Genomic DNA, 25,395 nt, shown 5'->3' with positions numbered 1-25,395 from the left:
ACAGGAAATTATTGCCCTAAGCAAGTGTTGTAACTTTCTGCTGATTTTGTAGAATCGGGTAATTTGGTTAAAAAGCCGCAGCAAGGGACTATTTTTGCAGCGGCACAGCGTTCAGATAGTTATTTTGTTAAATGTATTAACATGCTGAGTTTATACGAAAAGATAAAGATAAGGCTGATAATTTTATTTTTATTGGCAGCACTGTCATTTATTGGTCTTTTTTTCATCATTAACTATCAACTGGTATCGGAACGCGCGGTAAAACGTGCCGATAGCCGCTTTGAACTTATTCAGAAAAACGTTGGCTATTTCTTTAAAGATATTGAACGTTCGGCCCTGACATTAAAGGACTCACTGTATTTATTAAAAAATACAGAGGAGATTCAACGCGCCGTGATTCTGAAAATGGAAATGATGCCATTTTTAGACTCGGTGGGACTGGTACTTGATGATAATAAATATTATCTCTTTTCGCGGAGGGCGAATGATAAAATCGTTGTTTATCATCAGGAACAAGTAAATGGACCGCTTGTCGACGAGTCAGGGCGGGTTATTTTTGCCGATTTTAACCCATCGAAACGACCGTGGTCGGTGGCTTCAGATGACTCTAACAACAGCTGGAATCCGGCATACAATTGCTTTGATCGTCCGGGTAAAAAATGTATCTCTTTTACGCTACGTATCAACGGCAAAGATCACGATTTGTTAGCGGGTGATGCTGCCAACTTACTGATTTAGTGTATGATGGTGTTTTTGAGGTGCTCCAGTGGCTTCTGTTTCTATCAGCTGTCCCTCCTGTTCAGCTACTGACGGGGTGGTGCGTAACGGCAAAAGCACTGCCGGACATCAGCGCTATCTCTGCTCTCACTGCCGTAAAACATGGCAACTGCAGTTCACTTACACCGCTTCTCAACCCGGTACGCACCAGAAAATCATTGATATGGCCATGAATGGCGTTGGATGCCGGGCAACTGCACGCATTATGGGCGTTGGCCTCAACACGATTTTACGTCACTTAAAAAACTCAGGCCGCAGTCGGTAACCTCGCGCATACAGCCGGGCAGTGACGTCATCGTCTGCGCGGAAATGGACGAACAGTGGGGCTATGTCGGGGCTAAATCGCGCCAGCGCTGGCTGTTTTACGCGTATGACAGTCTCCGGAAGACGGTTGTTGCGCACGTATTCGGTGAACGCACTATGGCGACGCTGGGGCGTCTTATGAGCCTGCTGTCACCCTTTGACGTGGTGATATGGATGACGGATGGCTGGCCGCTGTATGAATCCCGCCTGAAGGGAAAGCTGCACGTAATCAGCAAGCGATATACGCAGCGAATTGAGCGGCATAACCTGAATCTGAGGCAGCACCTGGCACGGCTGGGACGGAAGTCGCTGTCGTTCTCAAAATCGGTGGAGCTGCATGACAAAGTCATCGGGCATTATCTGAACATAAAACACTATCAATAAGTTGGAGTCATTACCCAAAAATTCGATCGCGGAAATGAAAGATGCCGAAATTGAACGGTCAAATAAATTGCTCTCACTGATCTCTTACGATCAGGAAAGCGGTTTTATTAAAAATATGGCGATTATTGAGTCCAACAATAATCAGTATCTGGCTGTGGGGATCATCAAACTGTGTGGTCTGGAAGCCGTGGAAGCGGTGTTTGGTGTTGATGAACGCAATAAAATCGTCAGGAAATTGTGTCAGCGAATTGCCGAGAAATATGCGCAATGCTGCGATATCGTGACATTCAATGCCGATCTCTATTTACTTCTGTGTCGGGAAAATGTACAGACATTTACCCGTAAAATAGCGATGGTAAACGATTTTGACAGCAGCTTTGGCTACCGCAATCTGCGCATCCATAAGTCTGCCATTTGTGAACCTTTGCAGGGGGAAAACGCCTGGAGTTACGCAGAAAAACTGAAACTGGCGATTTCCAGTATCCGTGACCATATGTTCTCCGAGTTTATTTTCTGTGATGACGCGAAACTCAACGAAATAGAAGAGAATATCTGGATTGCGCGTAATATTCGCCATGCAATGGAAATTGGCGAACTATTCCTCGTCTATCAACCGATCGTTGATATTAACACCCGCGCCATTCTGGGCGCGGAGGCGTTGTGCCGTTGGGTTTCTGCGGAGCGGGGGATCATTTCACCGCTGAAGTTCATTACCATTGCTGAAGATATCGGGTTTATCAATGAGCTGGGTTATCAGATTATTAAAACGGCAATGGGTGAATTCAGACATTTTAGTCAGCGTGCGTCGCTGAAGGATGATTTCTTACTGCATATTAATGTTTCGCCCTGGCAGTTAAACGAACCGCACTTTCATGAGCGTTTTACCACCATCATGAAAGAAAATGGCCTGAAGGCGAACAGCCTCTGTGTTGAGATCACTGAAACCGTGATCGAGCGAATTAATGAACATTTTTATCTCAATATTGAACAACTGCGTAAACAAGGGGTACGGATATCGATTGATGACTTTGGCACCGGTTTGTCAAACCTGAAACGTTTTTATGAAATTAATCCAGACAGCATAAAGGTGGACTCGCAATTTACCGGCGATATTTTCGGTACTGCGGGAAAAATTGTGCGCATTATTTTCGATCTGGCACGCTATAACCGGATCCCGGTGATTGCGGAAGGCGTAGAGAGCGAAGACGTTGCGCGCGAATTAATTAAATTAGGATGTGTTCAGGCTCAGGGGTATCTGTACCAGAAACCCATGCCATTCTCCGCCTGGGATAAAAGTGGAAAATTAGTAAAAGAGTAGTTTACGTATGTCCAGAATCAATAAGTTCGTACTTACAGTCAGTCTGCTGATTTTTATCATGATTTCAGCAGTTGCCTGCGGGATCTACACTCAAATGGTAAAGGAACGGGTGTATAGCCTGAAACAGTCCGTTATTGATACTGCTTTTGCGGTGGCAAATATTGCTGAATATCGGCGTAGCGTGGCAATTGATCTTATCAACACGCTAAATCCCACGGAGGAACAGCTGTTGGTTGGTTTGCGCACAGCTTACGCCGACTCGGTTTCCCCCTCTTATTTGTACGATGTCGGTCCTTATCTGATTTCCAGTGACGAATGTATTCAGGTAAAGGAGTTCGAGAAAAATTATTGTGCAGATATTATGCAGGTTGTGAAGTATCGACATGTCAAAAATACAGGGTTTATCTCTTTTGACGGTAAAACCTTCGTCTATTACCTCTATCCGGTAACTCACAATCGTAGTCTGATATTTTTGCTTGGTCTGGAGCGTTTTTCTTTACTGTCAAAATCGCTGGCGATGGACAGCGAGAACCTGATGTTCTCTCTATTTAAGAACGGTAAACCGGTGATGAATATAATGCTAAAAACGCCATCTTCATCGTTTCGGAAGCGATGGAGCACTTCGCCTATTTGCCGACCGGATTGTACGTATTTGCGTATAAAAAAGATGTTTATTTGCGGGTCTGTACATTGATTATTTTCTTTGCCGCATTGGTGGCAGTGATATCGGGTACCAGTTGCCTCTATCTGGTACGCAGAGTGATTAATCGTGGTATTGTGGAGAAAGAAGCCATCATTAATAACCATTTTGAACGCGTACTGGATGGCGGGCTTTTCTTTTCGGCTGCCGATGTCAAAAAACTCTACAGTATGTATAACTCGGCGTTCCTGGACGACCTGACCAAAGCAATGGGCAGAAAATCCTTTGACGAAGATTTAAAAGCGCTGCCGGAAAAAGGCGGTTATTTGTGCCTGTTTGACGTCGATAAATTCAAAAACATTAACGACACCTTCGGTCATTTGCTGGGCGATGAAGTGTTGATGAAAGTGGTGAAAATCCTTAAATCACAGATCCCGGTAGATAAAGGTAAAATCTACCGCTTCGGCGGTGACGAATTTGCGGTGATTTATACGGGTGGAACGCTGGAAGAGTTGCTATCGATTCTAAAAGAAATCGTTCATTTCCAGGTGGGAAGCATTAATTTAAGTACCAGTATCGGTGTAGCGCATTCAAATGAATGTACCACCGTCGAACGCTTGAAAATGCTGGCGGATGAGCGGCTGTATAAGAGTAAGAAAAACGGCAGGGCTCAGATTAGCTGGCAGTAATCATTATTCGCAGGGCGGACAAATGATTTTGCCCGGCCTGAATTAATTAAACCCGGCTACCCCACAAATCGTACTCATCGGCGTGCTCGACTTTCACACGCAGGATATCACCCGGCTTAACGTTGGTTTCACCATTGAGATAAACCGCGCCGTCGATTTCCGGTGCATCTGCCATGCTGCGACCAATCGCGCCTTCTTCGTCCACTTCGTCGATAATCACCAGAATTTCACGGCCCACTTTCTCTTGCAGGCGCTCGGCGGAAATCTGCTGCTGCAGCTGCATGAAACGGTTCCAGCGTTCTTCTTTCACTTCTTCCGGAACCTGGTCAGGCAGGGCATTGGCGTCTGCACCTTCAACCGGGCTGTATTTAAAGCAGCCAACGCGATCCAGACGCGCTTCTTTCAGGAAGTCGAGTAGCATCTGGAAATCTTCTTCCGTCTCGCTAGGGAAGCCGACAATAAAGGTTGAGCGTAGGGTCAGTTCCGGGCAGATTTCGCGCCACTGTTTGATGCGCGCCAGTTGGCGATCTACAGAACCCGGACGCTTCATCAGTTTGAGAATGCGCGGGCTGGCGTGCTGCAACGGAATGTCCAGATACGGCAGGATTTTGCCTTCTGCCATCAGTGGGATGACGTCGTCCACATGCGGATAAGGGTAAACGTAGTGCAGACGTGTCCAGATCCCCAGTTTCGATAACTGTTCGCACAGGCTGACCATGCTGGTTTTTACCGGCTCGCCGTTGTGGAAGCCAGTACGATGTTTAACATCAACGCCATAGGCGGAAGTATCCTGCGAGATCACCAGAATCTCTTTAACGCCCGCATCTACCAGACGTTTCGCTTCACTTAACACTTCGCCAATCGGACGGCTCACCAGGTCGCCGCGCATAGACGGAATAATGCAGAAGGTGCAGCGGTGATTACAGCCTTCCGAAATTTTCAGATAGGCATAATGACGCGGTGTCAGTTTCACACCTTGTTCTGGCACCAGGCTCAGGAATGGGTTGTGTTTCGGTTTTGGCACGTAGTGATGAACGTGCTCCAGAACCTGCTCATAGCTATGAGGCCCGGTGATTTCCAGCACTTTCGGGTGGACTTCGCGGATCTGATCTTCTTTTGCCCCCAGACAACCGGTCACAATTACCTTGCCGTTTTCATTCAACGCTTCACCAATGGCTTCCAGTGATTCTTGTACCGCGCTGTCAATAAAGCCGCAGGTGTTGACGATCACCATGTCCGCATCGTCATAGCTCGGTACCACGTCATAACCTTCAGTGCGTAGTTCGGTGAGAATACGCTCTGAATCGACAAGGTTTTTCGGACAGCCAAGGGAAACAAAGCCGATTTTCGGCTGGGGAGTTACTTTGCTCATAGCTTAAAAAATATTCAGTTACAGGAAAGGTCAGGGCAGGGATTCTACAGAGTTCTGGATAAAATTTGTATCGCAATCTCATTCGCTGGCGGAGGCGAAGGAAATGTAAATTTTGTTAATTTGGCGTGAAGAATTGATCCTGGACAGCATTTTGCTCAAAAAATAGCCATACTATTTAATCGCAACAAGGCTGGAAAGAGGAGGATCGAAGTATGTTCGTTGACAGACAGCGAATCGATCTGCTGAACCGGTTGATCGACGCACGCGTTGACCTCGCTGCATACGTGCAACTGAGGAAGGCAAAAGGATACATGTCCGTCAGCGAAAGCAATCATCTACGAGATAACTTTTTTAAACTGAATCGCGAACTGCACGATAAATCGCTGCGGTTGAATCTTCATCTGGATCAGGAAGAGTGGAGTGCTCTTCATCATGCTGAAGAAGCATTAGCGACAGCCGCAGTATGTTTGATGAGTGGGCACCATGATTGCCCGACTGTTATTACCGTCAACGCCGATAAGCTTGAAAATTGTCTGATGAGCTTAACGCTGAGTATCCAGAGCCTGCAGAAGCACGCCATGCTTGAGAAGGCCTGAAAACTAAGGGGGAGAAAGCGTCTCCCCCTTCATGTTTAAGTTTTTGTAAAAATGAATTTGTTATCTCCTCCACTGACTACGCTTTAAGCCAGAGTCAATCCGGAGGCGTTATGCATCGACAATCCTTTTTCCTTGTGCCCCTTATTTGTCTTTCTTCCGCTCTCTGGGCGGCTCCTGCAACGGTAAATGTCGAAGTACTGCAAGACAAACTCGACCATCCCTGGGCACTGGCCTTTTTACCCGATAATCACGGTATGTTAATCACTCTGCGCGGCGGCGAGTTGCGTCACTGGCAAGCAGGAAAAGGATTATCTGCGCCGCTTTCCGGAGTTCCGGACGTTTGGGCGCACGGGCAGGGCGGCCTGCTGGACGTGGTTTTAGCGCCTGATTTTGCTCAGTCTCGCCGCATCTGGTTAAGTTATTCCGAAGTTGGCGATGATGGCAAAGCCGGAACTGCTGTGGGTTATGGCCGCTTAAGTGATGATCTCTCAAAAGTGACCGACTTCCGCACCGTCTTCCGCCAGATGCCAAAACTGTCTACCGGCAACCATTTTGGCGGGCGGCTGGTATTCGACGGTAAAGGTTATCTTTTTATTGCTCTGGGCGAAAACAATCAGCGCCCGACGGCGCAGGATCTGGATAAATTACAGGGCAAACTGGTGCGTCTGACCGACCAGGGCGAAATCCCGGATGATAATCCTTTTATAAAGGAATCCGGTGCGCGCGCCGAGATCTGGTCTTATGGCATTCGTAATCCGCAAGGAATGGCGATGAATCCGTGGAGTAATGCACTGTGGCTGAATGAACATGGCCCGCGCGGTGGTGATGAAATTAATATCCCGCAAAAAGGCAAAAACTACGGCTGGCCGCTGGCAACCTGGGGAATCAACTATTCAGGCTTTAAGATACCGGAAGCGAAAGGGGAGATCGTCGCCGGGACCGAGCAACCTGTTTTTTACTGGAAAGATTCGCCCGCTGTGAGCGGCATGGCCTTCTATAACAGCGATAAATTCCCCCAGTGGCAGCAAAAATTATTTATTGGCGCGCTGAAAGATAAAGATGTCATTGTGATGAGCGTCAACGGCGACAAAGTGACAGAAGATGGCCGTATTTTAACGGACAGAGGGCAGCGAATTCGTGATGTTCGCACTGGACCCGACGGTTATTTATACGTTCTCACCGACGAGTCCAGTGGGGAATTACTTAAAGTTAGCCCACGCAATTAGCTAACGGGAATCATCACCACTTTGCGCACTGCGGGGCGTTCAGTGAGTTGCTGATACCAGCGTTGCAGATTTGGACGCGGTGTCCAGGTCAGGCCAACGTTAAACAAATTGTAGATGAACGGTGCGATAGCGATATCGCCCACACCAAACTCGTCGCCAGAGAACCATTTTACTTTTGCCAGTTCCGCATCGAGCAGGGCAAACAGGGCGTCGCACTCTTTGCAACTGGCATCAATGGCGGCCTGATCGCGCTCTTCCGGTGGTGTTCTGACTAATCCCATCAGGATCCCGCGATGAGCATTACTGAGCGTCTGGTTTGCCCAGTCCATCCATTTTTCCGCTTCCGCACGACGTGCCGGTGAGTCGATCCACAGGCGTTTTTGCCCGTACTGTGCCGCCAGATAGCGGACAATGGCGTTTGATTCCCAAAGAATGAGATCACTTTCGTCGTCACGCAACAACGGCACCAGCCCGTTAGGGTTCATCGCCAGAAAATCAGCATCGTGATTTATCCCAAACTCACGGCCCGCGAGAATTTGCTCATAAGGTAGTTCCAGTTCTTCGAGCGTCAGCAATACTTTTTTACGTTAGTTGAATTATTCCGACCCCACAGCGTAATCATACTCACCCCTTTTCCGACAGGCAGCCACAGGCTGAACAGGACTCCGATGGTGAAGTAAAGTTAACTTTTAAGCAACAGCTGGCAAAAAAATGACACCAGAAGCAGCGAAGCGGCAGGATATTGCATAAACTTTAAAAACTTTACCAACTTACGGTTTCTTTAAGTTTGTGTGTGCGTTATTAATCACCGAACTTATCATACGGCGATATAACGTATTTTTTTTGAATGGATACTCGGGTGGCATTTATGACGCAATACTCCTCTCTCCTTCGTGGTCTTGCAGCGGGTTCTGCATTTTTATTCCTTTTTGCCCCAACGGCATTCGCGGCGGAACAAACCGTTGAAGCGCCGAGCGTGGATGCGCGTGCATGGATTTTAATGGATTACGCCAGCGGTAAAGTGCTGGCAGAAGGCAACGCGGATGAGAAACTGGATCCCGCGAGCCTGACTAAAATCATGACCAGCTATGTGGTTGGGCAGGCGCTTAAGGCCGATAAGATTAAACTCACCGATATGGTGACGGTCGGTAAAGATGCCTGGGCGACGGGAAATCCGGCACTGCGTGGTTCATCGGTAATGTTCCTCAAACCGGGCGATCAGGTTTCGGTGGCAGACTTGAACAAAGGTGTGATTATCCAGTCCGGTAATGACGCCTGTATTGCGCTGGCCGATTACGTTGCCGGGAGCCAGGAGTCATTTATTGGTTTGATGAATGGTTATGCCAAAAAACTGGGTCTGACCAACACTACCTTCCAGACGGTGCACGGTCTGGATGCGCCGGGGCAGTTCAGTACCGCGCGCGATATGGCATTGCTGGGTAAAGCATTGATCCACGATGTGCCGGAAGAGTACGCCATTCATAAAGAGAAAGAGTTCACCTTCAACAAAATTCGTCAGCCTAACCGTAACCGTCTGCTGTGGAGCAGCAATCTGAATGTTGATGGCATGAAGACAGGAACCACGGCAGGTGCGGGATATAATCTGGTTGCTTCGGCTACCCAGGGTGATATGCGTTTAATCTCCGTAGTGCTGGGGGCGAAAACTGACCGTATCCGTTTTAATGAGTCTGAGAAATTATTGACCTGGGGTTTCCGCTTCTTTGAAACTGTGACGCCAATTAAACCTGATGCCACCTTTGTGACTCAGCGCGTCTGGTTTGGTGATAAGAGCGAAGTGAATCTCGGGGCAGGCGAAGCGGGCTCCGTGACCATACCGCGTGGGCAGCTGAAAAACCTGAAGGCGAGCTACACGTTAACGGAACCGCAGCTTACCGCACCGCTGAAAAAAGGTCAGGTTGTCGGGACCATTGATTTCCAGCTTAACGGTAAATCCATTGAGCAGCGTCCGCTGATCGTGATGGAAAATGTGGAAGAGGGCGGATTCTTTGGTCGGATGTGGGATTTCGTGATGATGAAATTCCATCAGTGGTTCGGCAGCTGGTTCTCTTAATCTTCTGATAACCGGATGGCGCGAAACGTCATCCGGTTATACGTCATTAATACATCAACTTAATACGGTGCGTCTGCGCGTACTTCACATACTCATCTTCCGGGCAACAATCACTCACCACAATATCAAAGCGTTTCAGGTCACCCATGCGCGCCGGACGCACCTTGCCAAATTTACTGTGGTCGACAACCAGCACATGCTTTTGCGCCATCGACATGGCCCAGTGTTTTACCGGCAACTCTTCAAGATTAAAACAGGTAGCGCCTTTACTGACATGCACGCCCGCCGCGGAATAAAAAGCGATATCCGGGCAAAAATTATTCAACGTTTGCTGAAAATCGATGGGGTTGAAAATGGCGTTGCTGGCGTGAAATTCACCACCGCACAGAAATGCGCGGCAATGGGGTTTCTCTTTCAGCGCCAGAAAGGTATTTAGCGAATAACAAACGGCGGTAAAAGGGATTTCATTATCAATCGCTTCAATAATCCACGGCGTGGTGGTGCCACAGTCAAAAAAGAGGGTCTGATCGGGTTCTACCAGTGTCGCAGCCAGTTTTGCCGCCCGGCGTTTTTCTTCCACCAGGCGGGATTTTTGATCGCTTAACAGGTAATGGCTGGCACTGCGCGGTTCCAGAACAATATAGCCGCCGAGCAAAACGACGGGCGCACTGTGGTTGTTCAGATCGCGACGAATCGTCATCTCCGAAACCCCAAGCAGGGCGGCGGCGTCTTTAAGATGTAACTTATCGCTGCGTTTTAATTCTTGCAGCAGCTGCCCGATACGCTCTTCGCGACGTGTTTCCATAATCCCTCTGAATAGTTATTGAAGCGAGCCGCTCAATACTACACTTTTTAGCAGAGATCAGTCACGCACCCAGCCTTTGCGGATCGGTAATGCAAAACAGACGCGATACCACGATTGCAGACGTTGATAGAGTTTATGCCCCATCGCTTGCCAGATAATCTGGGCACTAAGGCAGCCAATCATACCTGCCAGCAATCCACCGAGCATATCCAGCGGCCAGTGGACGCCAAGATAAACGCGCGACCAGGCAATGACGACGGCCAGAACCATTAAAAGTGAGCCGGACCACAGGCGATGCCAGCATAAAAATGCCAGTGCAAAGGTGAAAATCACCGTACCGTGATCGCTCGGGAATGAGTCATCCGCCGCATGATGCAGGAAGTTATAGCCGATATTTTCGACAAAGGGTCGGTCGTGCGGAAAAAGATGTCCCATCGTCCAGGACACAAACAGGCTGACCGCCAGCGCGATAGCGATTTTTATCACCAGTTGCCGTTGTGCTGTAAGCCCCCACAACCAAAGTACCGCGGCCAGCAACGGCACCACGGTAATCAAATCTTTAGCAATAAAAATCGCCAACGAGATCATCCACGGAGCCGAGTCTGGCGTCGCGTTAATAAGAGAGAATAGAGAGAGATTCAAATTTTCCAGCATAACTTCCCGACGCAAAGTGATTAAAAGGGAGCCAATACAGGCAAGTCGTTGAGAATAAAGTGCAGGTTAAACTGGGTAAAGCGGCATCGTCTTATTTCCCTCAAGCGGCCTGTTTACGGTGGGTGATTGTAACGGGCATAGGTTAAATAAAACTTAAAGAAAGCGTAGCTATACTCGCAATAATGTAAGAATGTGCTTAACCGTGGTTTCAGCTACAAAATTCGCTTTCTCGTTAGCTGCGCTTTTATTAAACTCTGCGCGATTATTATTGGCGAAGAAATTGCATGCAAAATAAATTAGCTTTCGGTGCCAGGCTTGGACGTCAGGCGTTACTTTTCCCTCTCTGTCTGGTGCTTTACGAATTTTCAACCTATATCGGCAACGATATGATCCAACCCGGTATGTTGGCCGTGGTGGAACAATATCAGGCGGGCATTGATTGGGTTCCTACTTCGATGACCGCGTATCTGGCGGGCGGGATGTTTTTACAATGGCTCCTGGGGCCGCTGTCGGATCGTATTGGTCGCCGTCCGGTGATGCTGGCGGGTGTGGTGTGGTTTATCGTCACCTGTCTGGCAATATTACTGGCGCAAAACATTGAACAATTCACCCTGTTGCGCTTCTTGCAGGGCATAAGCCTCTGTTTCATTGGCGCTGTGGGATACGCCGCAATTCAGGAATCCTTCGAAGAGGCGGTTTGTATCAAGATCACCGCGCTGATGGCGAACGTGGCGCTGATTGCTCCGCTACTTGGTCCGCTGGTGGGCGCGGCGTGGATCCATGTGCTGCCCTGGGAGGGGATGTTTGTTTTGTTTGCCGCATTGGCAGCGATCTCCTTTTTCGGTCTGCAACGAGCTATGCCTGAAACCGCCACGCGTATAGGCGAGAAACTGTCACTGAAAGAACTCGGTCGTGACTATAAGCTGGTGCTGAAGAACGGCCGCTTTGTGGCGGGGGCGCTGGCGCTGGGATTCGTTAGCCTGCCATTGCTGGCGTGGATCGCCCAGTCGCCGATTATCATCATTACCGGGGAGCAGTTGAGCAGCTATGAATATGGCTTGCTGCAAGTGCCTATTTTCGGGGCGTTAATTGCGGGTAACTTGCTGTTAGCGCGTCTGACCTCGCGCCGCACCGTACGTGATAATTATGGGCGGCTGGCCGATTATGATTGGTCTGTTGGTCGCTGCTGCGGCAACGGTTATCTCATCGCACGCGTATTTATGGATGACTGCCGGGTTAAGTATTTATGCTTTCGGTATTGGTCTGGCGAATGCGGGACTGGTGCGATTAACCCTGTTTGCCAGCGATATGAGTAAAGGTACGGTTTCTGCGGCGATGGGAATGCTGCAAATGCTGATCTTTACCGTTGGTATTGAAATCAGCAAACATGCCTGGCTGAACGGGGGCAACGGACAGTTTAATCTCTTCAACCTTGTCAACGGAATTTTGTGGCTGTCGCTGATGGTTATCTTTTTAAAAGATAAACAGATGGGAAATTCTCACGAAGGGTAAAAAAATGCCTGACTGCTTTGTGCGATCAGGCATTCTCGAATTAATGGTGATGGTCGTCAATCTGGTGTTCGATAACCATCCCTTCACCTACGCTGGCAAGATGGCGAGCATAAGGATGCGGGCGGTAAGCCGGAGCTGGCGCAGGAGCCACATAGACGGTTTGCGGCACAGTCGCGACGCTGACCGCTTGTGGAACGCTGACTGAATCAGGAACTACAACCACTTTGTATCCACTCGGCACATCGCCGGTGACACTTTGCGCCATCGCCACACCAGTAAAGCCCATTAAAAGCGCGCCCAACAGTAGACAATTTTTCATAATCATTTCGCCTGAAATAATGCAGCGGGTTAATTTCCGCGAATTATGCAGCCTTCATTCAGGTATTGTGTTGCCGGGCGTGCTGCCGTTTTTATTGGTCAAATGGCGCTTCGTGTTTAAGCACTTTATCGATCACATCCAGTACGCCTTCACGGTTATTGGAGCCTGCCCGGTATTTTGCCGCTGCGACGACCGCGCTGCCGGCATTTTCCATTGCAAAACTAAAGCCTGCCTGACGCAGCATCTCAATATCGTTACCGCCATCGCCAAAGACCACCACTTCGCTGTCGTCTATTCCCCATAATTTCTGCAGTTGGCGAAGGCCATTGGCTTTATGTACGCCGGGGATAATCAGATCGATGCTGCCGTTGCCGGTGTGGACTGGCACCATAATATCGCCGATGGCCTCATGTAATGCTTTTTGTACTTGTGGAATCAGTTCATCGGAAAGATTCAGGCCAAACTTAAAGAAAATATCTTCTAAGTTGTCAAAGTTATCGACGTATTCCAGACGGTGATAATACATTTCTGCCACCGTTTTCATGGCATCGTCATATTTTTTGAGCGTATAGGCGCTATTTTTTCCGCAGGCAATAATTTCCACTTCCGGGCGCGTCAGCAAATGTTCCACGACAGTAGTAAAGGCATCCTTCGACAGCTCGCCATTAAAAACATCTTTGCCTTCACTCACTACCCAGCCGCCGTTTTCAGCCACAAAGGCAATTTCATTAGCAATTTCAGGGAAGAAAGAGAGCAACTGATAATATTGATTCCCGCTGGCGACCACAAAGCGAATGCCTTGTGCTTTCATTTGCTGATACTGAGCCATAAACCGCTCACGGTTATAGGTTTTTTGATCGCTTAAGAAAGTACCATCCATGTCTACCGCAATTAATTTAATGCTCATCAACTATTCTCCATCGCCGTCCGCGTTTTGGTATCGGGTTTGGCGACGGCTTTCGCGACAATAGCCGCGAGAATAACCAGCGCCAGTACAACCAGCATTGCACTACGTAATCCATAATGTTCGCCGAGATAGCCCAGCAGCGGCGGCCCGACGAGGAAAGCCAGATAACCGGTCGTTGCTACCACACTGACGCGGGTTGGTGCATCGGGGCCGGTATCGCTGGCGGCAGAAATGGTCAGCGGGAAGCCCAGCGAGGCACCCAGTCCCCAGAGTACAACAGACACCCCAGCGACCCAGGCGCTATCGACAAAAATAATCAGCCCAATACCCAACGCCCCCATTAGTGCACTGGCCCGAACCACGGCAACGCGACTGTAACGGTCGATGAACCAACCGCCAGTGAAGCGTCCAACGGTCATCCCTAGGGTAAAACCGGCATAAATCAGCGAGCCGGAAGTAGGGCTAAAACCGTGACCGTCAACCATTAATAAGGGTAACCAGTCGTTGGCAGAACCTTCGGCAAAGGCCATCGCCAGCACTACAACACCAATCAACAGCAACTGGATATCGCGATAAAAAGGAATGCCTTTTTCGCCATGCTGGGTGCCATCGGCAGCATTTTTGCCCGTACCGTCAGGGATTGCCTGAATGGCGATATAAATAGGCGCGATACCTACCAGCGCCGCCAATAAAATGTGCACCGTTGCCGGAACGCCAAAGGCCGTCAGTGCCATCCCGACACCAGCGCCTGCCAGCGTGCCTAGGCTATAAAAACCGTGCATCATCGGCAAAACCGTTTTATTCATTTCTCGCTCAACGGCGGCACCTTCAACGTTTATCGCCACTTCCGCAGAACCAAAACTTGCCCCAAAGACGCCGAGACCAACGGCAAAGAGCAGGGGCGATGTCAGCCAGAGTGCCAGACTTAATATCATCATCCCGATCAATGCGCAGGACATCGTGACCAGGATGACATTACGTGTCCCAAAGCGTTTCACTAACCACGCCGAGCAGAGAATACCGCTCATCGAACCGATCGACAGACCAAAGAGAACACCGCCCATTTCAGCGATCGAGACAGAGAGAATATCGCGGATAGCAGGCGTACGGGTTGCCCAGGACGCCATTAACAGGCCTGGCAAAAAGAAGAACATAAACAGCGCCCAGGTTCGGCGTTTCAATGCATTACGTGAAGAATTTACGGTCATAGATCACGTCAAAATAAGAAGAGGGAAGACAACATTAGCAAGGTTGTGTACATTTGTACACAATTGCAGACAGAGGAAATGACATGCGTCGCGCTAACGATCCGCAACGGCGAGAAAAAATTATCCAGGCCACGCTGGAGGCGGTGAAACTTTACGGAATACATGCTGTTACGCACCGCAAAATTGCTACCCTTGCCGGGGTACCGTTGGGATCGATGACCTACTATTTTTCAGGAATTGATGAGTTGTTGCTGGAGGCGTTCAGCAGTTTTACTGAGATTATGTCCCGGCAATATCAGGCATTTTTTAGCGATGTTAGTGATGCTCAAGGCGCATGCCAGGCTATCACCGATATGATCTACAGCTCACAGGTTGCAACGCCGGATAATATGGAGCTGATGTACCAGCTCTACGCGCTGGCTAGCCGAAAACCGCTATTAAAAACGGTAATGCAAAACTGGATGCAGCGCAGTCAGCAAACGCTCGAACAATGGTTTGAACCCGGAACCGCCCGCGCGCTTGATGCGTTTATTGAGGGGATGACGCTGCATTTTGTCACCGACCGTAAGCCGCTATCGCGCGAGGAGATTTTGAGGATGGTTGAGAGGGTTGCAGGGTAGTAGATAAATTTTAGATAACAAAAAACCCATCAACCTTGAACCGAAATGGCGGGGTTGATGGGCTCCACAAAATGGGGACATCAAAGAAAAGCAGTGGCACTAATTAAGACTGATGCCCTGCGGAAAAGTTCTGCGGTTGTGCAAAAAAATTTCATTTTCAGGGCAACTTCAGTTTTATCCTAATCCTGGCCATACCATGACGATGATTGTCCCTGCCAGCGTCAGCAGGACGTTGGCGATTGCGTAGGTGCCCGCATAGCCCAGCGCAGGGATGTTACTGCGAGCTGTATCACTGATGATCTCCATTGCCGGCGCGCAGGTGCGTGCGCCCATCATTGCGCCGAACAACAGTGCGCGGTTCATTCGCAATACATAAGCACCGAACAAGAAACAGATAACCACGGGCACAAGACTGACAATTAATCCGGCAATCAACATCTGACCGCCAATCGCGCCCAGGCCGTTATTAATACCGCTACCGGCGCTCAGACCAACGCCTGCCATAAACACCATCAAGCCGAACTCTTTCACCATGCTTAATGCACCTTGCGGAATGTAACCGAAGGTCGGGTGGTTAGCACGCATAAAGCCCAGCATAATTCCGGCGAATAACAACCCGGCAGCGTTCCCCATGCCGAAACTGAATGTGCTGAACTGGAAGGTGATCATCCCGATCATCAGCCCAATAACAAAGAAGGCGCAAAATGCCAGCAGGTCAGTGACCTGGCTGTGAATCGAGATAAAGCCGATGCGATCGGCGATGGTTTTTACGCGACGGGCATCACCGCTGACTTGTAAAACGTCACCTTTGTTAAGCACGACGTTGTCATCTATCGGCATCTCAATCTGGCTACGAATGACGCGGTTAAGGAAGCAACCGTGATCGGTCAACTTCAGTTGTGCGAGACGTTTACCTACAGCGTTATGGTTTTTAACGACCACTTCTTCAGTGACGATACGCATGTCGAGAAGGTCACGATCGAAAACTTCTTTACCGTTACGGAAGCTGGGATCGAGTCGGGCATGGGCGTCGGGATAGCCTACCAACGCTATTTCATCGCCCATTTGTAGCACGGCATCACCGTCTGGATTTGCCAGAATCCCGTTACGTCGAATACGTTCAATGTAGCAGCCGGTTTGTCGATAAATACCCAGTTCACGCAGATTTTTGCCGTCGGTCCAGGCCACCAGCTCCGGGCCGACGCGATAGGCGCGGATCACCGGTAAATAAACCTTACGGTTGGCATCAGTGTCCAGGCCACGTTCGCGGGCGATTTGCTGGGCGCTGGTCTGTAAGTCCTGATGCTGCAATTTCGGCAAGTAACGCGCACCAACAATCAAACTCACCAGACCGATTAAATAGGTTAAGGCATACCCGAGGCTCAGATTATCCAGTGCCAGTGAGAGCTGCCTGCTTTCCATGCCGGAATGACGCAGTGTATCGCCAGCACCGACCAGAACCGGTGTCGACGTCATAGAGCCTGCTAACATACCGGCCGTCAGGCCAATATCCCAGCCAAACAGCTTACCTAACCCTAAGGCGATCACCAGCGCACTGCCAACCATCACCAGTGCTAACATTAGGTAATTTTTCCCATCGCGAAAAAAAATGGAAAAAAAGTTCGGTCCGGCTTCGACCCCGACGCAGAAAATAAACAGCATAAAGCCAAGATTAAGCGCATCGGTGTTAATGCTGAAATGTTGTTGGCCTAATAACAGCGATACGACTAAAACGCCAATGGAATTACCCAGTTGGATCGAACCAAGTCGTAACTTTCCGAGACATAGCCCAAGCGCGAGGACCACAAATAATAACAGAATGTAATTCCCATTTAACAATTCGGCGACGTTTATATTCACGGAGGCTAACTTCTTGTTTACTAGTAAGCTGTTGAAAGAAATGGTAATTTACGATAATGTTTTTTACCAGAATTCAGGGCGCAGATTCATTCAGCGCACCTAAACGATAGTAAAGTAACAATATATTTTACTAGTGTAATCACATTAGGTATCAACGGCTATATGAATTGCGTTGGCCTATATTAGCATGGAATGCGAAGCGGCTTTATCTTACTGAACGCCACACTGGCGAAAAATGTGTTCGATAGACGCAGTGTCAGGAGGAACGAGTGAAACATAAACAACGTTGGGCGGGGGCAATCTGCTGTTTTGTCCTCTTCATTGTGGTGTGCCTTTTTCTGGCGACGCACATGAAAGGCGCTTTTCGGGCTGCCGGGCATCCTGAAATCGGCTTGCTGTTTTTCATTCTTCCTGGAGCAGTTGCCAGTTTCTTTTCACAGCGTAGAGAAGTCCTGAAACCTCTATTTGGCGCAATGCTGGCGGCACCCTGTTCAATGCTCATTATGCGGCTGTTTTTTTCACCGACGCGCTCATTCTGGCAAGAGCTGGCATGGTTACTAAGCGCGGTGTTCTGGTGTGCGCTGGGGGCACTGTGTTTCTTATTTATCAGTAGTTTGTTTAAACCACAGCACAGAAAAAATCAGTAAAGCCCTCAACGCGAGGGCTTGTCAGACGATCAGGCGTCCAGATTTTCTTTCACCCATGCAGCAAAATCGGTATAGCCGCCGATATGTTGCTGATCGACAAAAATCTGCGGCACGGTTTCTACGGGTTTACCTGCCTTTTGTTGTAGATCTTCTTTAGTGATCCCTTCCGCACGAATATCTACATACTGATACTGAAAATCATCGCGTTCATTGCTCAATTTCTCAGCCAGATCTTTTGCACGCACACAGTAAGGGCAACCCGAACGACCAAAAATAACGGTTTGCATTATTTCTCTCCTCATAGATTTATGCCTGTAATGATCACGCTAAAATGTATTCGCTGAAAGTAGGTTTAACCTGTTGCATTAATTGCTAAAAGCTATAACTGTTAAACACAATACAGTGAAAAGTTTTAGACTGAAGGCTCACTTTGCAGAGGGAAGCGTATGCGCGCGATCGGTAAATTGCCTAAAGGCGTGTTGATACTGGAATTTATCGGAATGATGCTACTGGCGGTGGCGCTGCTGTCGGTAAGCGACTCCCTGTCGCTGCCTGAGCCATTTTCTCGGCCAGAAGTGCAGATTCTGATGATTTTTCTCGGTGTTTTGCTCATGCTTCCCGCTGCGGTGGTGGTTATTCTTCAGGTGGCAAAACGTCTTGCCCCACAGCTGATGAACCGTCCACCGCAATATTCACGTTCAGAAAGAGAAAAAGATAATGACGCCAACCATTGAACTTATTTGTGGCCATCGCTCCATTCGCCATTTCACTGATGAACCCATTTCCGAAGCGCAGTGTGAGGCGATTATTAACAGCGCCCGTGCGACGTCCAGTTCCAGTTTTTTGCAGTGTAGTAGCATTATTCGCATTACCGACAAAGCATTACGTGAAGAACTGGTGACGCTGACCGGCGGGCAAAAACACGTAGCGCAAGCGGCGGAGTTCTGGGTGTTCTGTGCCGACTTTAACCGCCATTTACAGATCTGTCCGGATGCTCAGCTCGGCCTGGCGGAACAACTGTTGCTCGGTGTCGTTGATACGGCAATGATGGCGCAGAATGCATTAACCGCAGCGGAATCGCTGGGATTGGGCGGGGTATATATCGGCGGCCTGCGCAATAATATTGAAGCGGTGACGAAACTGCTGAAATTACCGCAGCATGTTCTGCCGCTGTTTGGGCTGTGCCTTGGCTGGCCTGCGGATAATCCGGATCTCAAGCCGCGTTTACCGGCCTCCATTTTGGTGCATGAAAACAGCTATCAACCGCTGGATAAAGACGCACTGGCGCAGTATGACGAGCAACTGGCGGAATATTACCTCACCCGTGGCAGCAATAATCGCCGGGATACCTGGAGCGATCATATCCGCCGAACAATCATTAAAGAAAGCCGCCCATTTATTCTGGATTATTTGCACAAACAGGGTTGGGCGACGCGCTAAAACCGCCACGTCGATGTATGATACGCGGGCTTTTGACCAGGTCTGACAGAGAGGTGCAGGGTGAAAATTGCCATATTGTCCCGGGATGGAACGCTCTATTCGTGTAAGCGGCTGCGTGAAGCCGCTATACAGCGCGGTCACCTGGTTGAAATTCTTGATCCGCTTTCTTGCTACATGAACATAAATCCTGCGGCGTCTTCTATTCACTACAAAGGCCGCAAGTTACCCCATTTTGACGCAGTGATCCCGCGTATTGGCACCGCCATTACCTTTTATGGGACGGCGGCACTGCGCCAGTTCGAGATGCTGGGGAGCTATCCGCTCAATGAGTCGGTCGCCATTGCCCGGGCGCGTGACAAATTGCGTTCCATGCAACTGCTGGCGCGTCAGGGCATCGACCTGCCTGTCACGGGCATTGCGCATTCGCCGGATGATACCAGCGATTTAATCGACATGGTCGGTGGTGCGCCGCTGGTGGTCAAGTTGGTTGAAGGCACGCAGGGAATTGGCGTCGTGCTGGCGGAGACGCGTCAGGCGGCGGAAAGCGTGATTGACGCTTTCCGCGGTCTGAACGCGCATATTCTGGTGCAGGAATATATCAAAGAGGCGCAAGGGTGCGATATCCGCTGTCTGGTTGTTGGCGATGAAGTGGTCGCTGCGATTGAACGGCGGGCGAAAGAGGGCGATTTTCGTTCCAATTTGCATCGTGGCGGCGCGGCAAGCGTCGCCAGTATCACACCACAGGAGCGTGAAATCGCGATAAAAGCCGCGCGAACGATGGCGCTGGACGTTGCTGGTGTGGATATTCTGCGTGCTAATCGCGGGCCGTTGGTGATGGAAGTGAATGCGTCGCCGGGGCTGGAAGGAATAGAAAAAACCACTGGTATCGACATCGCGGGTAAAATGATCCGCTGGATCGAACGCCACGCTACGACAGAATATTGCCTGAAAACGGGTGGTTAGTCGCAATCACATTACTGATCATGGTTTTGCCTGCGCTTTTTGCGTAAGCTGTGCCGGTCTTTTTATCGAAAGAGGTTGTACAAAATTATGACATCGCTGGTCGTTCCTGGTCTGGATACGCTGCGTCAATGGCTCGATGACCTGGGGATGAGTTTTTTTGAATGTGATAACTGTCAGGCTCTGCATCTGCCCCATATGCAGAATTTCGACGGTGTCTTTGATGCCAAAATCGATCTGATCGATAACACGATCCTGTTTTCTGCCATGGCGGAAGTCCGACCTTCAGCCGTATTGCCGCTGGCGGCGGATTTATCTGCCATCAATGCCAGTTCGCTGACCGTGAAAGCATTTCTTGATATGCAGGATGATAATCTGCCAAAGCTGGTGGTTTGCCAGTCTTTATCCGTTATGCAGGGCGTAACCTATGAGCAGTTTGCATGGTTCGTGCGTCAGAGCGAAGAGCAGATTTCGATGGTCATTCTTGAAGCTAATGCCCATCAACTGCTGTTACCGACTGACGATGAAGGGCAAAACAACGTTACCGAAAACTATTTCCTCCACTGATAACTCCTTTCGAGCACGCAGTCGCTGGTGCAGTGGCTGCGCGCTGCAAAATTATCTGCTGTTTTTAACCTTTTCTTAAAGATTATTTCACTTCTCTTGTGTCGATTTGGCTTTATCACATAGAGCAAATACGCATAAAAATTTGTTAAATACCGTTTTTTAATCCGAGCTATAGTCTCAAACCCTGGCTAAAGTTATTCTTGCGATGCTTTTATATAGCGAGCAGTGCTGGCCGGGAGAGAGTTCTCTTTTCTTACACCCCGCCGATAAAAAATATGCACGTTTATTGCATATCTTTTAGTGTGACAACTTTTGTTCGTTTGTTAACGAACTTTCAGAAGGAAAGAGATATGACCGCCTTAAATAAAAAATGGCTTTCGGGTCTGGCTGCGGGTGCTCTGATGGCCGTCTCTGTCGGCACGCTCGCGGCTGAACAAAAAACACTCCACATTTATAACTGGTCTGATTATATCGCCCCGGACACGGTGGCCAATTTTGAAAAAGAAACCGGTATTAAAGTCGTCTACGATGTTTTCGACTCTAACGAAGTACTGGAAGGCAAATTAATGGCGGGTAGCACCGGCTTTGACTTGGTGGTTCCATCTGCCAGCTTTCTTGAACGCCAGTTGACTGCGGGAGTTTTCCAGCCGCTGGACAAAAGCAAATTGCCGGAGTGGAAGAATCTCGACCCGGAGCTGCTGAAGCTGGTCGCCAAACACGATCCCGACAATAAATTTGCTATGCCCTATATGTGGGCGACGACCGGGATTGGCTATAACGTTGATAAAGTTAAAGCTGTGCTGGGCGAAAACGCGCCCGTCGATAGCTGGGACTTGATCCTCAAACCTGAAAATCTGGAAAAACTGAAAAGCTGCGGTGTCTCTTTCCTGGATGCGCCAGAAGAAGTTTTTGCTACCGTGTTGAATTATCTCGGCAAAGATCCCAACAGCACTAAAGCGGATGATTACACCGGACCGGCAACCGATCTGCTGTTAAAGCTGCGCCCGAACATTCGTTATTTCCATTCATCTCAATACATTAACGACCTGGCAAACGGCGATATTTGCGTCGCTATCGGCTGGGCAGGTGATGTCTGGCAGGCGTCAAACCGCGCGAAGGAAGCGAAGAATGGAGTGAATGTCTCGTTCTCGATTCCAAAAGAAGGGGCGATGGCGTTCTTTGATGTATTCGCCATGCCTGCGGATGCCAAAAACAAAGACGAAGCCTATCAGTTCCTGAATTACCTGCTGCGCCCGGATGTAGTAGCGCATATTTCCGACCATGTGTTCTATGCCAACGCCAATAAAGCAGCCACGCCGCTGGTGAGTGCGGAAGTCCGTGAGAACCCGGGTATTTATCCTCCGGCGGACGTTCGTGCGAAGCTATTCACTCTGAAAGTACAGGATCCGAAAATCGACCGTGTGCGCACCCGCGCGTGGACCAAAGTGAAGAGCGGAAAATAATCCGCAGCCTTAGATGCCGGGCGGGCGCACCACACCAGCCGGCAATTCGCACCATCATGGTGCGCTTGCACACATTCAATGCCGGAGAGCAGCCGTGAATGACGCTATCCCTCGCCCGCAGGCGAAAACCCGTAAGGCGCTGACGCCGCTATTAGAAATCCGCAACCTCACCAAATCCTACGATGGTCAGCATGCGGTCGATGATGTCAGCCTGACCATCTACAAAGGTGAAATCTTCGCGCTGCTGGGCGCATCCGGCTGTGGCAAGTCCACGCTGCTGCGTATGCTGGCAGGTTTTGAACAACCTTCTGCCGGGCAGATAATGCTCAATGGCGTCGATTTGTCACAGGTGCCGCCTTACCTGCGCCCCATCAATATGATGTTTCAGTCTTACGCGCTGTTTCCGCATATGACCGTGGAACAGAACATCGCTTTTGGCCTGAAACAGGACAAACTACCGAAAGCGGAAATTGCCAGTCGGGTCCATGAGATGCTCGGCCTGGTGCACATGCAGGAGTTCGCCAAACGCAAACCGCATCAGCTTTCCGGTGGTCAGCGACAGCGTGTGGCCCTGGCCCGAAGCCTTGCCAAACGCCCGAAACTATTACTGCTCGATGAGCCGATGGGCGCGCTGGATAAAAAGCTGCGTGACCGGATGCAGCTTGAAGTGGTGGATATTCTGGAGCGCGTCGGTGTGACTTGTGTGATGGTCACCCACGATCAGGAAGAGGCGATGACCATGGCGGGGCGTATCGCCATTATGAATCGCGGGAAATTTGTCCAGATTGGCGAGCCGGAAGAGATCTACGAGCATCCAACTACCCGCTACAGCGCTGAATTTATCGGTTCGGTTAATGTCTTTGAAGGTGTACTCAAAGAGCGTCAGGAAGATGGCCTGGTGCTTGATTCGCCGGGGCTGGTGCATCCACTGAAAGTCGATGCGGATGCTTCAGTGGTCGATAACGTGCCGGTACACGTAGCGCTGCGCCCGGAAAAAATCATGCTTTGCGAAGAGCCGCCCGCCAATGGTTGTAACTTCGCGGTGGGGGAGGTGATACACATTGCCTATCTCGGCGATCTTTCGGTGTATCACGTTCGACTGAAAAGTGGGCAGATGATCAGCGCCCAGCTACAAAACGCCCATCGTCATCGTAAAGGGTTACCGACCTGGGGCGACGAAGTGCGTTTGTGCTGGGAAGTGGACAGCTGTGTGGTGCTGACGGTTTAAGGAGCAAAGATGAGTACACTTGAACCTGCTGCCCAGTCGAAACCGCCGGGCGGATTTAAGCTGTGGTTGTCGCAGCTGCAAATGAAGCATGGGCGCAAACTGGTCATTGCGTTGCTATATATCTGGTTGATCTTGCTGTTTCTGCTGCCATTTCTGATTGTCTTTAAAATAAGCCTGGGAGAGATGGCGCGCGCTATTCCACCTTATACCGAACTGATGGAGTGGGCTGACGGGCAACTTTCCATCACTCTTAATCTCGGTAATTTTCTGCAACTGACCGACGATCCGCTCTATTTTGATGCTTATCTCCAGTCGTTACAGGTGGCGGCGATTTCGACATTTTGCTGTTTACTGATCGGCTATCCGCTGGCGTGGGCGGTGGCGCACAGTAAGCCTTCGACCCGTAATATTTTATTACTACTGGTGATCCTGCCGTCGTGGACCTCGTTTCTGATCCGCGTTTATGCCTGGATGGGAATATTAAAAAACAACGGTGTGCTGAATAATTTTCTGCTGTGGCTGGGGGTTATCGATCAACCGCTGACCATTCTGCATACCAATCTGGCCGTTTATATCGGCATTGTTTACGCTTACGTGCCGTTTATGGTACTGCCGATTTATACCGCGTTGATTCGTATTGATTATTCGCTGGTGGAAGCAGCGCTGGATCTCGGTGCACGACCGCTGAAAACGTTCTTTACTGTGATCGTGCCGCTGACTAAAGGTGGGATTATTGCCGGATCGATGCTGGTGTTTATCCCGGCTGTGGGCGAGTTTGTGATCCCGGAACTGCTCGGTGGCCCGGACAGCATCATGATCGGGCGCGTGTTATGGCAAGAGTTTTTCAATAACCGCGACTGGCCGGTGGCCTCGGCGGTAGCGATCATCATGTTGCTGCTGCTAATTGTGCCGATAATGTGGTTCCACAAACACCAGCAAAAAAGCGTGGGAGAACACGGATGAATAATTTACCGGTAGTTCGTTCGCCCTGGCGGATTGTGATTTTGCTGCTGGGCTTTACCTTTCTCTACGCGCCAATGCTGATGCTGGTTATCTATTCGTTTAACAGCTCGAAGCTGGTGACGGTGTGGGCCGGCTGGTCAACGCGCTGGTATGGTGAGTTATTGCGCGATGACGCGATGATGAGTGCGGTTGGTTTAAGCCTGACAATTGCTGCCTGTGCGGCAACGGCGGCGGCGATCCTCGGGACTATTGCGGCGGTGGTGCTGGTGCGTTTTGGCAGGTTTCGCGGATCAAATGGTTTTGCCTTTATGATCACCGCGCCGCTGGTGATGCCAGATGTCATCACGGGCTTGTCGCTGTTGTTATTATTCGTCGCGCTTGCTCATGCCATTGGCTGGCCTGCGGACCGCGGTATGCTCACCATCTGGCTGGCGCATGTCACTTTTTGTACGGCTTATGTGGCGGTCGTTATTTCTTCAAGATTGCGGGAACTGGATCGCTCGATAGAAGAAGCAGCGATGGATCTCGGTGCGACGCCGCTGAAAGTGTTTTTCGTCATTACGCTACCGATGATCATGCCCGCGATCATTTCTGGCTGGTTACTGGCTTTTACTTTGTCGCTTGATGATCTGGTGATCGCCAGCTTTGTTTCCGGGCCGGGAGCCACCACGTTACCGATGCTGGTCTTTTCCAGCGTGCGGATGGGAGTGAATCCGGAAATCAACGCCCTTGCAACGTTAATTCTCGGTGCGGTCGGAATTGTCGGATTTATCGCCTGGTATCTGATGGCTCGCGCAGAAAAACAGCGGATACGCGATATCCAGCGTGCAAGACATGGCTGAAGACACTAAAATTTGCCAACCTGG

The 25,395-nt window shown here is 49.7% G+C and carries 22 protein-coding genes and 5 pseudogenes; 18 read left to right on the top strand and 9 right to left on the bottom strand.

The features are described from left to right. Positions 1 to 141: 141 nt before the first annotated feature. The 4 genes and pseudogenes from C1P89_RS11295 to C1P89_RS11280 form a co-directional block, all read left to right on the top strand. Positions 142 to 717 (top strand): annotated as a pseudogene (locus C1P89_RS11295) (CHASE9 sensor domain-containing protein); the annotation flags it as partial. Between the two features lie 49 nt (positions 718 to 766). Beyond that, positions 767 to 1,464 (top strand): IS1-like element IS1A family transposase gene (locus tag C1P89_RS11290; protein WP_094096600.1). Its coding sequence is split into 2 segments (ribosomal slippage): positions 767 to 1,016 and positions 1,016 to 1,464, totalling 699 coding nucleotides; the frame shifts between segments, so codons are not numbered across the junction. A 16-nt stretch (positions 1,465 to 1,480) separates the two neighbouring features. Next, positions 1,481 to 2,782 (top strand): annotated as a pseudogene (locus C1P89_RS11285) (cyclic diguanylate phosphodiesterase); the annotation flags it as partial. A 7-nt stretch (positions 2,783 to 2,789) separates the two neighbouring features. Continuing rightward, a pseudogene (locus C1P89_RS11280) lies at positions 2,790 to 4,111 on the top strand (GGDEF domain-containing protein). A 46-nt stretch (positions 4,112 to 4,157) separates the two neighbouring features. Here the strand turns inward: C1P89_RS11280 and rimO are convergent. Beyond that, complete coding sequence (gene rimO / locus C1P89_RS11275; protein WP_000049377.1) at positions 4,158 to 5,483, bottom strand: 30S ribosomal protein S12 methylthiotransferase RimO; 1,326 nt, start codon at positions 5,481 to 5,483, stop codon at positions 4,158 to 4,160. A gap of 212 nt (positions 5,484 to 5,695) precedes the next feature. On the opposite strand from rimO, the gene bssR reads away from it, so the two are divergent. Together bssR and yliI are read left to right on the top strand one after the other, a co-directional pair. Next, positions 5,696 to 6,079 carry a biofilm formation regulator BssR gene (gene bssR, locus C1P89_RS11270; protein WP_000497137.1) on the top strand — a complete coding sequence of 128 codons (384 nt, stop codon included), beginning with the start codon at positions 5,696 to 5,698 and terminating at the stop codon, positions 6,077 to 6,079. A gap of 110 nt (positions 6,080 to 6,189) precedes the next feature. Continuing rightward, positions 6,190 to 7,305, top strand: coding sequence for an aldose sugar dehydrogenase YliI (gene yliI / locus C1P89_RS11265; protein WP_000555031.1), 1,116 nt, complete (start codon positions 6,190 to 6,192; stop codon positions 7,303 to 7,305). Here the strand turns inward: yliI and gstB are convergent. Further along, positions 7,302 to 7,927 (bottom strand): annotated as a pseudogene (gene gstB / locus C1P89_RS11260) (glutathione S-transferase GstB). The gene yliI and the pseudogene gstB overlap by 4 nt on opposite strands. Positions 7,928 to 8,173: 246 nt before the next feature. Here gstB and dacC point away from each other — a divergent pair. After that, a complete protein-coding gene (dacC, locus tag C1P89_RS11255; RefSeq protein WP_000195961.1) occupies positions 8,174 to 9,376 on the top strand; it encodes a serine-type D-Ala-D-Ala carboxypeptidase in 1,203 nt (400 codons plus the stop codon). A 46-nt stretch (positions 9,377 to 9,422) separates the two neighbouring features. Here the strand turns inward: dacC and deoR are convergent, their stop codons facing one another. Both deoR and ybjG read right to left on the bottom strand, forming a co-directional pair. Then, complete coding sequence (gene deoR, locus C1P89_RS11250) at positions 9,423 to 10,181, bottom strand: DNA-binding transcriptional repressor DeoR (RefSeq protein WP_000450125.1); 759 nt, start codon at positions 10,179 to 10,181, stop codon at positions 9,423 to 9,425. 57 nt (positions 10,182 to 10,238) lie between these two features. Continuing rightward, positions 10,239 to 10,835 (bottom strand): undecaprenyl-diphosphate phosphatase, encoded by a 597-nt coding sequence (gene ybjG / locus C1P89_RS11245; RefSeq protein WP_001612704.1) that lies wholly within the window; start codon positions 10,833 to 10,835, stop codon positions 10,239 to 10,241. 284 nt (positions 10,836 to 11,119) lie between these two features. On the opposite strand from ybjG, the pseudogene mdfA reads away from it, so the two are divergent. Further along, positions 11,120 to 12,347: pseudogene (gene mdfA / locus C1P89_RS11240) on the top strand (multidrug efflux MFS transporter MdfA). Positions 12,348 to 12,387: 40 nt separating this feature from the next. On the opposite strand, the gene ybjH reads toward mdfA, so the two are convergent. The 3 genes from ybjH to C1P89_RS11225 form a co-directional block, all read right to left on the bottom strand. Further along, positions 12,388 to 12,672, bottom strand: a complete 285-nt coding sequence (gene ybjH / locus C1P89_RS11235; protein WP_000605473.1) for a protein YbjH — start codon at positions 12,670 to 12,672, stop codon at positions 12,388 to 12,390. Between the two features lie 85 nt (positions 12,673 to 12,757). After that, on the bottom strand, positions 12,758 to 13,573 hold the full coding sequence (gene ybjI, locus C1P89_RS11230; RefSeq protein ID WP_005139621.1) for a 5-amino-6-(5-phospho-D-ribitylamino)uracil phosphatase: 816 nt from the start codon (positions 13,571 to 13,573) through the stop codon (positions 12,758 to 12,760). Next, positions 13,573 to 14,781: an MFS transporter gene (locus tag C1P89_RS11225; protein WP_000217849.1), complete on the bottom strand. Its 1,209-nt coding sequence runs from the start codon at positions 14,779 to 14,781 to the stop codon at positions 13,573 to 13,575. Before C1P89_RS11225 ends, ybjI begins: the two co-directional genes overlap by 1 nt. A gap of 83 nt (positions 14,782 to 14,864) precedes the next feature. On the opposite strand from C1P89_RS11225, the gene rcdA reads away from it, so the two are divergent. Further along, positions 14,865 to 15,401, top strand: coding sequence for a DNA-binding transcriptional regulator RcdA (rcdA, locus tag C1P89_RS11220; protein ID WP_001297003.1), 537 nt, complete (start codon positions 14,865 to 14,867; stop codon positions 15,399 to 15,401). A 174-nt stretch (positions 15,402 to 15,575) separates the two neighbouring features. Here the strand turns inward: rcdA and C1P89_RS11215 are convergent, their stop codons facing one another. Further along, positions 15,576 to 17,261: an aspartate:alanine antiporter gene (locus C1P89_RS11215; protein WP_001024876.1), complete on the bottom strand. Its 1,686-nt coding sequence runs from the start codon at positions 17,259 to 17,261 to the stop codon at positions 15,576 to 15,578. Positions 17,262 to 17,530: 269 nt separating this feature from the next. On the opposite strand from C1P89_RS11215, the gene C1P89_RS11210 reads away from it, so the two are divergent. Further along, positions 17,531 to 17,908, top strand: a complete 378-nt coding sequence (locus C1P89_RS11210; protein WP_000681108.1) for an inner membrane protein YbjM — start codon at positions 17,531 to 17,533, stop codon at positions 17,906 to 17,908. A gap of 29 nt (positions 17,909 to 17,937) precedes the next feature. Here C1P89_RS11210 and grxA read toward each other — a convergent pair whose 3' ends face one another. Then, positions 17,938 to 18,195 carry a glutaredoxin 1 gene (grxA, locus tag C1P89_RS11205; protein ID WP_001195240.1) on the bottom strand — a complete coding sequence of 86 codons (258 nt, stop codon included), beginning with the start codon at positions 18,193 to 18,195 and terminating at the stop codon, positions 17,938 to 17,940. A gap of 159 nt (positions 18,196 to 18,354) precedes the next feature. Between grxA and C1P89_RS11200 the strand changes: the two genes are divergently transcribed. The 8 genes from C1P89_RS11200 to potI all read left to right on the top strand — a co-directional run bounded on the left by C1P89_RS11200 (position 18,355) and on the right by potI (position 25,371). Beyond that, entirely contained in the window at positions 18,355 to 18,642 is a 288-nt protein-coding gene (locus tag C1P89_RS11200; RefSeq protein ID WP_001201560.1) for a DUF1418 family protein, read from the top strand. Then, on the top strand, positions 18,626 to 19,348 hold the full coding sequence (gene nfsA, locus C1P89_RS11195; protein WP_000189127.1) for a nitroreductase NfsA: 723 nt from the start codon (positions 18,626 to 18,628) through the stop codon (positions 19,346 to 19,348). The genes C1P89_RS11200 and nfsA overlap by 17 nt, the downstream gene beginning before the upstream one ends. Positions 19,349 to 19,408: 60 nt before the next feature. Then, positions 19,409 to 20,311: a 30S ribosomal protein S6--L-glutamate ligase gene (rimK, locus tag C1P89_RS11190; protein WP_000684321.1), complete on the top strand. Its 903-nt coding sequence runs from the start codon at positions 19,409 to 19,411 to the stop codon at positions 20,309 to 20,311. 87 nt (positions 20,312 to 20,398) lie between these two features. Beyond that, positions 20,399 to 20,875, top strand: coding sequence for a type III secretion system chaperone family protein (locus C1P89_RS11185; RefSeq protein ID WP_000203025.1), 477 nt, complete (start codon positions 20,399 to 20,401; stop codon positions 20,873 to 20,875). A 350-nt stretch (positions 20,876 to 21,225) separates the two neighbouring features. Then, positions 21,226 to 22,338 carry a spermidine/putrescine ABC transporter substrate-binding protein PotF gene (gene potF / locus C1P89_RS11180; RefSeq protein ID WP_000126050.1) on the top strand — a complete coding sequence of 371 codons (1,113 nt, stop codon included), beginning with the start codon at positions 21,226 to 21,228 and terminating at the stop codon, positions 22,336 to 22,338. Between the two features lie 94 nt (positions 22,339 to 22,432). Next, positions 22,433 to 23,566: a putrescine ABC transporter ATP-binding subunit PotG gene (gene potG / locus C1P89_RS11175; protein WP_000996028.1), complete on the top strand. Its 1,134-nt coding sequence runs from the start codon at positions 22,433 to 22,435 to the stop codon at positions 23,564 to 23,566. Between the two features lie 9 nt (positions 23,567 to 23,575). Continuing rightward, on the top strand, positions 23,576 to 24,529 hold the full coding sequence (potH, locus tag C1P89_RS11170) for a putrescine ABC transporter permease PotH (protein ID WP_000105423.1): 954 nt from the start codon (positions 23,576 to 23,578) through the stop codon (positions 24,527 to 24,529). Beyond that, on the top strand, positions 24,526 to 25,371 hold the full coding sequence (gene potI / locus C1P89_RS11165) for a putrescine ABC transporter permease PotI (RefSeq protein ID WP_001061657.1): 846 nt from the start codon (positions 24,526 to 24,528) through the stop codon (positions 25,369 to 25,371). Before potH ends, potI begins: the two co-directional genes overlap by 4 nt. Positions 25,372 to 25,395: the final 24 nt, after the last annotated feature.

This window comes from Shigella sonnei, from assembly GCF_002950395.1.
In the GTDB taxonomy this organism is placed as follows: Bacteria; Pseudomonadota; Gammaproteobacteria; order Enterobacterales; family Enterobacteriaceae; genus ECMA0423.
This window is presented reverse-complemented; position numbering and strand designations above follow the sequence as displayed.

Excerpts from the sequence above, each read along its gene's own strand:
- rimO (WP_000049377.1), bottom strand. The coding sequence starts at position 5,483 with ATGAGCAAAGTAACTCCCCAGCCGAAAATCGGCTTTGTTTCCCTTGGC.
- bssR (WP_000497137.1), top strand. The coding sequence starts at position 5,696 with ATGTTCGTTGACAGACAGCGAATCGATCTGCTGAACCGGTTGATCGAC.
- yliI (WP_000555031.1), top strand. The coding sequence starts at position 6,190 with ATGCATCGACAATCCTTTTTCCTTGTGCCCCTTATTTGTCTTTCTTCC.
- dacC (WP_000195961.1), top strand. The coding sequence starts at position 8,174 with ATGACGCAATACTCCTCTCTCCTTCGTGGTCTTGCAGCGGGTTCTGCA.
- deoR (WP_000450125.1), bottom strand. The coding sequence starts at position 10,181 with ATGGAAACACGTCGCGAAGAGCGTATCGGGCAGCTGCTGCAAGAATTA.
- ybjG (WP_001612704.1), bottom strand. The coding sequence starts at position 10,835 with ATGCTGGAAAATTTGAATCTCTCTCTATTCTCTCTTATTAACGCGACG.
- ybjH (WP_000605473.1), bottom strand. The coding sequence starts at position 12,672 with ATGATTATGAAAAATTGTCTACTGTTGGGCGCGCTTTTAATGGGCTTT.
- ybjI (WP_005139621.1), bottom strand. The coding sequence starts at position 13,573 with ATGAGCATTAAATTAATTGCGGTAGACATGGATGGTACTTTCTTAAGC.
- C1P89_RS11225 (WP_000217849.1), bottom strand. The coding sequence starts at position 14,781 with ATGACCGTAAATTCTTCACGTAATGCATTGAAACGCCGAACCTGGGCG.
- rcdA (WP_001297003.1), top strand. The coding sequence starts at position 14,865 with ATGCGTCGCGCTAACGATCCGCAACGGCGAGAAAAAATTATCCAGGCC.
- grxA (WP_001195240.1), bottom strand. The coding sequence starts at position 18,195 with ATGCAAACCGTTATTTTTGGTCGTTCGGGTTGCCCTTACTGTGTGCGT.
- C1P89_RS11200 (WP_001201560.1), top strand. The coding sequence starts at position 18,355 with ATGCGCGCGATCGGTAAATTGCCTAAAGGCGTGTTGATACTGGAATTT.
- nfsA (WP_000189127.1), top strand. The coding sequence starts at position 18,626 with ATGACGCCAACCATTGAACTTATTTGTGGCCATCGCTCCATTCGCCAT.
- C1P89_RS11185 (WP_000203025.1), top strand. The coding sequence starts at position 20,399 with ATGACATCGCTGGTCGTTCCTGGTCTGGATACGCTGCGTCAATGGCTC.
- potF (WP_000126050.1), top strand. The coding sequence starts at position 21,226 with ATGACCGCCTTAAATAAAAAATGGCTTTCGGGTCTGGCTGCGGGTGCT.
- potH (WP_000105423.1), top strand. The coding sequence starts at position 23,576 with ATGAGTACACTTGAACCTGCTGCCCAGTCGAAACCGCCGGGCGGATTT.
- potI (WP_001061657.1), top strand. The coding sequence starts at position 24,526 with ATGAATAATTTACCGGTAGTTCGTTCGCCCTGGCGGATTGTGATTTTG.